This window comes from Sphaerospermopsis reniformis (assembly GCF_005402885.1).
Lineage (GTDB): Bacteria > Cyanobacteriota > Cyanobacteriia > Cyanobacteriales > Nostocaceae > Sphaerospermopsis > Sphaerospermopsis kisseleviana.
This window is the reverse complement of sequence record NZ_BJCE01000355.1, coordinates 1-3,824: the sequence shown is the minus strand read 5'-3', so window position 1 is coordinate 3,824 and position 3,824 is coordinate 1. Positions and strand designations below refer to the sequence as shown.

Genomic DNA, 3,824 nt, shown 5'->3' with positions numbered 1-3,824 from the left:
TCTTTTAGGTGTTTTAAGAGCTTTTCTCTCTGTTCTTGAGACAGATGGTTTTTTGCTGGCATAATTCAGAAGCGATCGCTTAGTTACTTAATTCCCTATTATACAATCTAGCTGCACAACAGCTTACAACATTGAATCTTGAAAATATTGTGGTACGGGAATCTTGTTTGCCACAGGTGTACCTCAATCAGATAAAATACGCTGTTTTTTATCTTAACAACTAATTTAATCAAGCGTTGTCTATCTTAAAAAAAACTGGGAATTTCTGGAATATGTTCTGATGTAGGGACAGTCATCTCAGTAATCTTTTGTTCTTCCTGATTTATTTGCGTCTTTTTCACAGGAAGTATGACAGATAAAAATTTAGGTAAAACCAAACAGACAACCGTATTTAACAAAGTTATAAGTATGCCATCTATTAAACTCATAGATCATTCTCCCTTTGTGAAACTTGGTTGCTGGTCTGATCTAGTATGAACTATAACTTTGATCTTAGGGCAATTATTCGATTTTGAATTTCTTTTGCTGTATATAAATAAATCAAATACTTTACATAACTAATTATAACTTTAAAAAACTTAAAATTCAGAGGAAGAGGTAAAGGAAAAAGCAAAAACCTTTAACCTTTCCCCAAACCAAATAAGCTAAATAAGCTAAATAAGCTATTTATTCTCCCCAGCCAGGAGAACACCGAGAACAAAATTGAGGGCTAAATTTACAAAATTGGCTACCAGTCAAATGGTAAACTGTACAATAGGGAAAACTCGTAACTTCTACTTTAGCTGTATTCAATCGAGAATCTATCAGTGAAGGTTTAGGTAGTTTGGTTTTGCAAGACGACAGCATAGATAGAAACTTGGGCAAAGCTAGACAAGCAAAAGCATTGATGAGAGTAATTAATAATGCCTCAATTAAACCTATAGCTAATCACCTCCTTCAGAAATTAGGCAGCAATAATTCATAATTCATCATCTCTAGACTGTAGAGCAACCTGGTTTTTTGACTTATGCAAATAGGTTTGAGAGAATTAAGAATTATGAATTAGTAACTATGAATTGGTCATTGGGTAGCTGACGCAGTAAAATACATGGAACTATACCAAGAAAGAACCATTGCATTTAATCTATATAAATTTAGTTTAGCATAAGGTTTGGTCAATAGAACTGTGGAAATTGTGCTACTGTCATACACAGTCAGGAAAGCTGATATCTAATACTGTTATTAGAAAAATCACAAATTTACTAAACACTAAACACTAAACAACTAAGTGCTATGTCAAAAATACAACCTGATTCCTCTTTTTTATCCAACGTCACTGAGCGAGAATACCGAGCATTGCAAAGTTTGGCAGATTACACAAATGTTGAGTCGTTGCCAGAAATATGGACTTTGGCTGCCAGGAAATTTGGTAATATTGTTGCCTTGCATAACCCCCACGCAAAACCCGAAGTAAAGATTACCTATTCTCAGCTATCCTTACAAATTCAACGATTTGCAGCGGGTTTGCAGGTTTTAGGGGTGAATATGGGTGAGGATGAAACATCTAGCACTGGACAACGCATTTCCCTGATAGCAGATAACAGTCCGCGCTGGTTTATTGCTGATCAAGGGATCATGACCGCGGGAGCAGTAAACGCAGTGCGTAGCGCCCAAGCTGAAAGGGAAGAATTACTATATATTATCGCCAATAGTGGTAGTACGGGGCTGGTAGTTGAAGATATCAAGACATTCAAAAAACTAGAAGCTGGTTTGCAAGACTTACCGATTAAATTCGTAGTCTTACTTTCTGATGAAACACCACCAACAGCAGAAAATTATCAACTGCTCAATTTTACCCAATTACTAGACATTGGTAGCAACCAAACTTTAGTAGCAAATAAACCCAGCGGTGATGCCTTGGCAACCTTAATTTATACCTCTGGGACTACAGGCAAACCTAAAGGTGTGATGCTTTCTCATAAAAATTTGCTGCACCAAGTCAAGACCTTGGGAACTATAGTTCAACCACAACCAGGAGATATAGTCCTTAGCATTCTGCCGACATGGCATAGTTATGAACGCAGTGGAGAGTATTTTTTACTTTCTCAAGGTTGTACACAAGTTTATACAAACTTACGTTCAGTTAAAGAAGACCTGAAAGAATTTAAACCTAATTTCATGATTGCTGTACCCCGGTTGTGGGAATCAATTTATGAAGGAGTACAAAAGCAGTTCCGCAGCCAACCAGCCAATAAACAAAAGCTGATTAAATTTTTACTGGACATGAGCCAGAAATATATCACAGCGCGACGCATTGCCCAGGGATTGAGTTTAGATCATGTTAATGCCTCAGATATGGAGCGAATAGGGGCGAAAATAGTAAAATTAGCCTTGTCACCGTTTCAAGCACTGGGAGAAAAATTAGTTTATGCTAAAGTGCGAGAAGCCACAGGGGGCAGAATAAAACAAGTCATTAGTGGTGGTGGGGCGCTACCCCGACATATAGACAACTTTTTTGAAATTATTGGTGTAGAGATTTTACAAGGGTATGGTTTAACAGAAACCTCACCAGTAACAAACGCCCGTCGTCCGTGGCGAAATTTGCGGGGTTCATCAGGGCAACCAATACCGGGAACAGAAGTTAGAATAGTTGATCCAGAAACGAGACAACCCTTACCAGCAGGAAAACGAGGTTTGGTGTTGCTCAAAGGACCACAAGTGATGCAAGGATATTACAAAAATCCGGAAGCGACAAAAAAAGTCATAGATGCGGAAGGTTGGTTTGATAGCGGTGATCTGGGCTGGGTGACACCTCAAAATGATTTGGTGCTGACTGGTAGGGCTAAAGATACAATTGTTTTGACAAATGGGGAAAATATTGAACCGCAACCGATAGAAGATGCTTGTTTGCGATCGCCCTATATTGATCAAATTATGCTCGTAGGACAAGACGAGCGCAGTTTAGGAGCTTTAATTGTTCCCAACCTGGAAGCCTTAGAAAAATGGGCAGAAAGTCAGAATTTGAAATTAAGCACCCAAGATGATCATACTGGCTCAACCAGTCAAAAAATTGACTTAGAGAGTAAAATAATTCAGGATTTATATCGGCAGGAACTGAATCGGGAAGTCAAAAACCGTCCAGGTTACAGAGCCGATGACAGAATTGGACAATTCACACTAATTCTCGAACCCTTTTCCATTGAAAATGGCATGATGACACAAACCTTAAAAATTCGTCGTCACGTTGTCATGGAACGATATCGAGATATTATTGACGGAATGTTTGCCAAATAACTCCACTTGCAAACTATCAGAGTGAACGTAAAATTTTTATGGATGTATCCAACCCTCAATTACTTTTAAAGCGCGTCGTTAACGTCAAAGCTATTGTTACTCCTCTTTGGAAAGAGGAAGTACAACAGCAACTGCAAGCGCAGATCAACCAACTAGATCAGCAACTGCAACAGCTAGACATCGAAGGACAAAGAGCAATAACCGCCATTCAAAAACAGAGTTTACAACCACCAGGACCCCAAACCATACAACAAATTGACAATATCCAACTTCAGGTTAATCAAAAGAAAAGTGAACTGCTAGAGCAAAAAAACCAATTACTACAAAACCTTCAGCAAGTGCAGTATCTGGAGTTAGATCAAGAAGTTAACCAATTTCAAATGGAAGGCTTTTTCAAGATAGAAACTGGAGACAACCTCATTAGTAAAATGCAAGTTGAAATTGTCCTCCGTGATGGTGTAGTCGAAGAAATTCGCGGAGATGTTTAGTTATTGGGGACTGGGGACTGGTGACTGGGGACTGGGGACTGGGGACTGGGGACTGGGGACTGG

The 3,824-nt window shown here is 38.8% G+C and carries 3 protein-coding genes; 2 read left to right on the top strand and 1 reads right to left on the bottom strand.

Annotated features, from left to right (window positions below; all coding sequences use genetic code 11):
• Positions 1 to 245: 245 nt before the first annotated feature.
• Entirely contained in the window at positions 246 to 428 is a 183-nt protein-coding gene (locus FFR48_RS26175) for a hypothetical protein (protein WP_137669372.1), read from the bottom strand.
• 844 nt (positions 429 to 1,272) lie between these two features.
• On the opposite strand from FFR48_RS26175, the gene FFR48_RS26170 reads away from it, so the two are divergent.
• Positions 1,273 to 3,273 carry an AMP-dependent synthetase/ligase gene (locus FFR48_RS26170; RefSeq protein WP_137669371.1) on the top strand — a complete coding sequence of 667 codons (2,001 nt, stop codon included), beginning with the start codon at positions 1,273 to 1,275 and terminating at the stop codon, positions 3,271 to 3,273.
• Positions 3,274 to 3,311: 38 nt separating this feature from the next.
• A complete protein-coding gene (locus FFR48_RS26165; RefSeq protein WP_096568038.1) occupies positions 3,312 to 3,761 on the top strand; it encodes a YlqD family protein in 450 nt (149 codons plus the stop codon).
• Positions 3,762 to 3,824 lie beyond the last annotated feature (63 nt).

Excerpts from the sequence above, each read along its gene's own strand:
- FFR48_RS26175 (WP_137669372.1), bottom strand. The coding sequence starts at position 428 with ATGAGTTTAATAGATGGCATACTTATAACTTTGTTAAATACGGTTGTC.
- FFR48_RS26170 (WP_137669371.1), top strand. The coding sequence starts at position 1,273 with ATGTCAAAAATACAACCTGATTCCTCTTTTTTATCCAACGTCACTGAG.
- FFR48_RS26165 (WP_096568038.1), top strand. The coding sequence starts at position 3,312 with ATGGATGTATCCAACCCTCAATTACTTTTAAAGCGCGTCGTTAACGTC.